The organism is Pseudomonas jinjuensis, from assembly GCF_900103845.1.
Lineage (GTDB): Bacteria > Pseudomonadota > Gammaproteobacteria > Pseudomonadales > Pseudomonadaceae > Pseudomonas > Pseudomonas jinjuensis.
Genome location: NZ_FNIJ01000006.1, coordinates 317,455 through 323,538, shown reverse-complemented (window position 1 = coordinate 323,538; position 6,084 = coordinate 317,455). Strand labels below are relative to the sequence as shown.

At 67.6% G+C, this 6,084-nt stretch carries 3 protein-coding genes; 2 read left to right on the top strand and 1 reads right to left on the bottom strand.

The annotated features are described in order from the left end of the window. Nucleotides 1-874 (top strand): 2-oxo acid dehydrogenase subunit E2 (locus BLR75_RS11185; protein WP_175469373.1); only part of this gene is annotated, 874 nt, incomplete at its 5' end. Between the two features lie 36 nt (nt 875-910). Here the strand turns inward: BLR75_RS11185 and BLR75_RS11180 are convergent. Further along, nucleotides 911-2,911: a peptidase U32 family protein gene (locus BLR75_RS11180; RefSeq protein ID WP_084315551.1), complete on the bottom strand. Its 2,001-nt coding sequence runs from the start codon at nt 2,909-2,911 to the stop codon at nt 911-913. A gap of 162 nt (nt 2,912-3,073) precedes the next feature. Between BLR75_RS11180 and BLR75_RS11175 the strand changes: the two genes are divergently transcribed. Further along, on the top strand, nt 3,074-5,167 hold the full coding sequence (locus BLR75_RS11175) for a TonB-dependent receptor family protein (protein WP_371858160.1): 2,094 nt from the start codon (nt 3,074-3,076) through the stop codon (nt 5,165-5,167). Nucleotides 5,168-6,084 lie beyond the last annotated feature (917 nt).

Sequence of the window (6,084 nt, the reverse complement as noted above, 5' to 3'; positions counted from 1 at the left end):
CCGCGAGTTCGGCGTCGAGCTGGCCGTCGTTCCGGGGACCGGTCCGAAGGGCCGCATCCTCAAGGAAGACGTGCAGGTCTACGTCAAGGCGATGATGCAGAAGGCCAAGGAAGCGCCGGCCGGCGCGACCGGCGGTGCCGGCATCCCGCCGATTCCGGAAGTCGACTTCAGCAAGTTCGGCGAAGTGGAAGAAGTGGCGATGACCCGCCTGATGCAGGTCGGCGCCGCCAACCTGCACCGCAGCTGGCTGAACGTGCCGCACGTGACCCAGTTCGACTCGGCCGACATCACCGAGGCGGAAGCCTTCCGCGTCGCGCAGAAGGCCGTCGCCGAGAAGGCTGGGGTCAAGCTGACCGTGCTGCCGATCCTGCTGAAAGCCTGTGCGCATATTCTCAGGGAGATGCCGGACTTCAACAGCTCCCTGGCCCCCAGCGGCAAGGCGCTGATCCGCAAGAAGTACGTGCACATCGGCTTCGCCGTGGACACCCCGGACGGCCTGCTGGTGCCGGTGATCCGCGACGTCGACCGGAAGAGCCTGCTGCAGCTGGCCGCCGAAGCCGCCGAACTGGCGGAGAAGGCGCGCACCAAGAAGCTCTCCGCCGACGCCATGCAGGGCGCCTGCTTCACCATTTCCAGCCTCGGCCACATTGGCGGCACCGGCTTCACGCCGATCGTCAACGCGCCGGAAGTGGCGATCCTCGGCGTGTCCAGGGCGAGCATGCAGCCGGTATGGGACGGCAAGGCCTTCCAGCCGCGCCTGATGCTGCCGCTGTCGCTGTCCTACGATCACCGGGTGATCAACGGCGCCGCCGCCGCACGCTTCACCAGGCGTCTCGGCGACCTGCTCGGCGATATCCGCACGCTGCTGCTGTGATTTTCCGGCGGGGCCGCGATGGCCCCGCCTTTCCGCTCAGTGCGCCGGCTTGCGGATGGTCTTGAGCAGGTCTTCCGGGCTGATCTGGCCGACGATCTGCGCCACCGCGCTGCCCGGCTGCGGCAGGTCGAGGATGTGGCCCTTCATCTTGCCGATCACGTGCATTTCGCAGGGCTTGCAGTCGAACTTCAGGGTCAGCACCTCGTCGCCGTGGATCAGCTGCATCGGCTGCACCTTGGTGCGCACGCCGGTGACGCCCTTGGCCTGCTTCGGGCAGAGGTTGAAGGAGAAGCGCAGGCAGTGCTTGGTGATCATCACCGGCACCTCGCCGGTTTCCTCGTGGGCCTCGTAGGCCGCGTCGATCAGCTGCACGCCGTGGCGGTGGTAGAACTCGCGGGCCTTGTGGTTGTAGACGTTGTACAGGAAAGACAGGTGCGCTTCCGGGTAGACCGGCGGCGGATTCGTCTCGGCCTTGCGCGCGCCGCGCGGATGGGCGGCGACGCGGGCACTGGTCAGCGCTTCGATGGCCTCGCGACGCAGCGCCTTGAGCTGCGAGTTGGGGATGAAGTACGCCTGCGGCGCATCCAGTTCGACGGCCTCGGCATGGTAGATGGTGGTGCCGAGCTGGCCGAGCAGGTCGCGCAGTTGTTCCAGCGCCTGCTCCGGCTTGTTCGCCGCGCCGAACGGACCGTCCAGGGCGACCGTGGCGCTGACGCCTTCCTCGCTGGTGGCGGTCAGTTCCAGGCGCTCCTCGCGCAGGCGCGCCTGCCAGGACAGGCCGATGCGGCGCTCGGCGGAGGTCTTCTGCAGCGCCTGCTGCCAGTTGTGGTCGAGGTTGCGCGACAGCGGGTGGTTCGGCCGCAGGCGATACATGCCCTCGGGCATCTCGTTGGGTTCGACGCGATAGCGCCAGCGCTTCTCGCCGTCCTCCTCGAACTCATTGCGCAGCTCGGCGATGTTGGCGCGGAAGCCGACCACCTCGCGCTTGACCAGCACGTTGAGACCGTCGCCGTTGGACAGCGGCTCGTGGGTGACGGCGATCAGGTCGCGCTTGCCGACTTTCTCCACCACGCCCACCGGCAGGCCGGTGAAGGTCGGCGAGTCGAAGGCGCCGATGTCGACCTTGCGCGCGTTGACGAAGTAGTCGGTGCTGCCGCGGTGGAAGGTCTTGTCCGGGGCCGGCACGAAGAAGTGATCGGTGCGGCCGCTGGAGGCGCGAGCCAGGTCCGGGCGCTCGCCGAGGATTTCGTCCAGCAGCTGGCGGTAGTAGGCGGTGATGTTCTTCACGTAGCCCACATCCTTGTAGCGCCCCTCGATCTTGAACGAGCGCACGCCGGCATCCACCAGGGCGCGCAGGTTGGCGCTCTGGTTGTTGTCCTTCATCGACAGCAGGTGCTTCTCGTAGGCCACCACGCGGCCCTGGTCGTCCTTCAGGGTGTACGGCAGGCGGCAGGCCTGCGAGCAGTCGCCACGGTTGGCGCTGCGTCCGGTCTGCGCGTGGGAGATGTTGCACTGGCCGGAGAAGGCCACGCACAGCGCGCCATGGATGAAGAATTCGATGGCCGCGTCGGTTTCGTCGGCGATGGCGCGGATTTCCTGCAGGTTCAGCTCGCGGGCCAATACCAGTTGGGAGAAGCCGGCCTGGTCGAGGAACTTCGCCCGCCCCAGGGTACGGATGTCGGTCTGGGTGCTGGCGTGCAGCTCGATGGGCGGGATGTCCAGGTCGAGGACGCCGAGGTCCTGCACGATCAGCGCGTCGACGCCGGCGTCGTACAGCTCGTGGATCAGCTTGCGCGCCGGCTCCAGCTCGTCGTCGTGGAGGATGGTGTTGATGGTGGTGAACACCCGTGCGTGATAACGATGGGCGAACTCCACCAGGGCGGCGATGTCGCTTACCTCATTGCAGGCGTTGTGCCGCGCACCGAAGCTCGGGCCGCCGATGTAGACGGCATCGGCCCCATGCAGGATGGCCTCGCGGGCGATGGACACATCGCGGGCGGGGCTGAGCAGTTCGAGGTGGTTCTTGGGCAACGACATGACAAGGGCATCCGGCACGGGCGGGGCGCGTATTGTAGCGGCCAAGTGGCGCATCGGCACCCGCGGGGCGCCATGCGGCAGGTTCCGTCGTCGGATCGAACGGTGGAAAACGCTGCGCGGTTTTCCACCCTACGCTTGCCGGAGGGGTTCCGGGGACAAGGGATGACAGCGAAGCGTTCGACATGCATGGCGCTGCTTGGCGCGGCCTTCTCCCTGGCCGGGGAGGCGCAGGAGCGCGCCGAGCTCGATCCGATGGTGGTCACCGGCAGCTACAGCCTGAGCCGCAGCTTCGACCAGCCGGCCTCGGTGGACAGCGTCGACCGCCGGCAGATCGCCGAGGGCCAGCTGCGCATCAACGCCTCCGAAGCCCTGGCCCGCGTGCCCGGGCTGGTGGTGCAGAACCGCCAGAACTACGCCCAGGACCTGCAGATATCCTCCCGAGGCTTCGGCGCGCGCTCGGCCTTCGGCGTGCGCGGCATCGAGCTGCTGATGGATGGCATCCCGGCCAGCACGCCGGATGGCCAGGGCCAGGCGGCGACCTTCAACCTCGACGTCGCCGAGCGCTTCGAGGTGCTGCGCGGTCCGGCCGCGACGCTCTACGGCAGCAACGCCGGCGGGGTGATCCAGATGTTCTCCCGCGACGGCCAGGGCGCGCCGCGCGTCGGCGCGGAAAGCCTGCTCGGCAGCGACGAGCTGAAGCGCAACCATGTCTACGCCGAGGGCGGCAACGACGCCGGCGACGCGGGCTTCGTGCTGGACGCCTCGCGCCTGGACACCGACGGCTACCGCGACCACAGCGCCGCGCGCCGCGACCAGACCTTCGCCAAGCTCAACCTCAGGCCCGACGACCAGAGCCGTCTGGCGCTGATCGCCAGCACCCTGGAGCAGAACGGCACCGAGGACCCGCTGGGGCAGACATGGGCAGGCTTCGACGCCGACCCGCGTTCGGTCACGCCCAACGCCCGGCTGTTCGATACGCGCAAGAGCATCGACCACCAGCAGCTCGGCCTGAACTACGAGCGCCAGTTCGGCGCGGCCAGCCTGCAGTTCGCCGCCTACGCCGGCCAGCGCAGCGTGCTGCAGTTCCTCGCCATCCCGCCCACCGCCATCGCCAATCGCCTCGGCAGCGGCGGGGTGGTGGATTTCGACCGCGACTTCCACGGCGGCAGCCTGCGCTGGCTGCAACCGCTGCAGGGCGTTCCGGGCGAGCTGAGCCTGACCTTCGGCGTCGATTACGACTGGAGCGAGGACGATCGCCGCGGTTTCCGGAGCTTCAATGGCGACCAGCTCGGCGTGAAGGGCGCCTTGCGCCGCGACGAGCTGGACACCGCCAGCAGCCTCGATCCCTATGTGCAGGCCAGCTGGGTGCTTGGCGACTGGACCCTGCTGGCCGGCATCCGCCGCGCCAGCATGAAGATGGAGGTGGACGACCATTTCCTCTCCAACGGCGATTCCAGCGGCTCCCGGCGCTTCGAGAAGAACGTGCCGTCGCTGGGGGTGATGTATGCCTTCAGCCCGCAGCTGCACGGCTACGTCAGCGCCGGCAAGGGCTTCGAGACGCCGACCCAGGCGGAAATGGCCTATGCCCCGGGGCAGCTGGAAAGCTTCAACTTCGACCTGCAGGCGGCCAGCAGCAGGCAGTACGAGCTGGGGCTGAAAGCGTTGCTGGGCGAGGTGGCGAGGATCAACGCGGCGCTGTTCGAGATCCGCACCGACGACGAGATAGTGGTCGCCGAGGCCACGGGCGGGCGCACCAGCTTCCAGAATGCCGGCAAGACCCTGCGGCGGGGCTTCGAACTGGGCGTCGAGGCGGATCTGAGCGAACAGTGGACGGTGAGCCTGGCCTATACGCGGCTGTCGGCGACCTACGATTCCAGCTTCGAGTCCGGCGGCGAGACCATCGACAAGGGCAACCACCTGCCCGGCATCCCGGCCAGCAGCCTGTTCGGCGAACTGGTCTGGCGCCCGCGCGATGGCGTCAGCACCGGGCTGGAGGGGCAGTACCGCAGCAAGGTCTACGTCGAGGACAGCAACGCGGCGAAGCCGGCGCCGAGCTATGCGGTGTTCAACTGGCGCGCGCAGTTCGAACAGGTCCAGGGGCCGTGGAGCTTTCGCCAGTTGCTGCGCCTGGACAACCTGCTGGACCGCCAGTACGTCGGCTCGGTGATAGTGGGCGACAGCAACGGCCGCTTCTACGAGGCAGCGCCGGGGCGCTCGTGGTATGCGGGGGTGGCTGCGGAATACCGGTTCGAGTGAGCCTCACGACGCCGGCGTCAAGCGTGGCTGCGTAGGGTGCATAACGCGCCAGCGTTATCTGCCGTCCGGTCCTGCGTCCGAACGTGGAACTATCGGCGTAGCGCTGTTCTTCGTAGGAGCCAGCTTGCTGGCGATCAACCGAGCTATCCGGCTACGCCGATGCCAGGCCGACACCTCGGATCGCCAGCAAGCTGGCTCCTACAGGTCCGGCGTCAGTGGTGCAGCGCAGGATGCATGGCGCGCCAGCGTTATCCGCCGTCCGGTCCTGCGTCCGAACGCGGAACTATCGGCGTAGCGCTGCTCTTCGCAGGAGCCAGCTTGCTGGCGATCAACCGAGCTATCCGGCTACACCGATGCCAGACCGACATCTCGGATCGCCAGCAAGCTGGCTCCTACAAGTCCGGCGTCGGTGGTGCTGAGTCGGGTGCATGACGCGCCAGCGTTATCCACCGTCCGGTCCTGCGTCCGAACGCGGAACTATCGGCGTAGCGCTGCTCTTCGTAGGAGCCAGCTTGCTGGCGATCAACCGAGCTATCCGGCTACACCGATGCCAGACCGACACCTCGGATCGCCAGCAAGCTGGCTCCTACAGGTCCGGCGTCAGTGGTGCAGCGCAGGGTGCATGACGCGCCAGCGTTATCCGCCGTCCGGTCCTGCGTCCGAACGCGGAACTATCGGCGTAGCGCTGTTCTTCGCAGGAGCCAGCTTGCTGGCGATCAACCGAGCTATCCGGCTACACCGATGCCAGACCGACAGCTCGGATCGCCAGCAAGCTGGCTCCTACAGGGCCGGCGTCAGTGGTGCAGCGTAGGGTGCATGACGCGCCAGCGTTATCCGCCGTCCGGTCCTGCATTGGAACGCGGAACTCTCGGCGTAGCGCTGCTCTTCGCAGGAGCCAGCTTGTTGGCGATCAACCG

What these genes read in the sequence shown, in the direction of transcription:
- BLR75_RS11175 (WP_371858160.1), top strand. Translation starts at nt 3,074, where the DNA reads ATGACAGCGAAGCGTTCGACATGCATGGCGCTGCTTGGCGCGGCCTTC.
- BLR75_RS11180 (WP_084315551.1), bottom strand. Translation starts at nt 2,911, where the DNA reads ATGTCGTTGCCCAAGAACCACCTCGAACTGCTCAGCCCCGCCCGCGAT.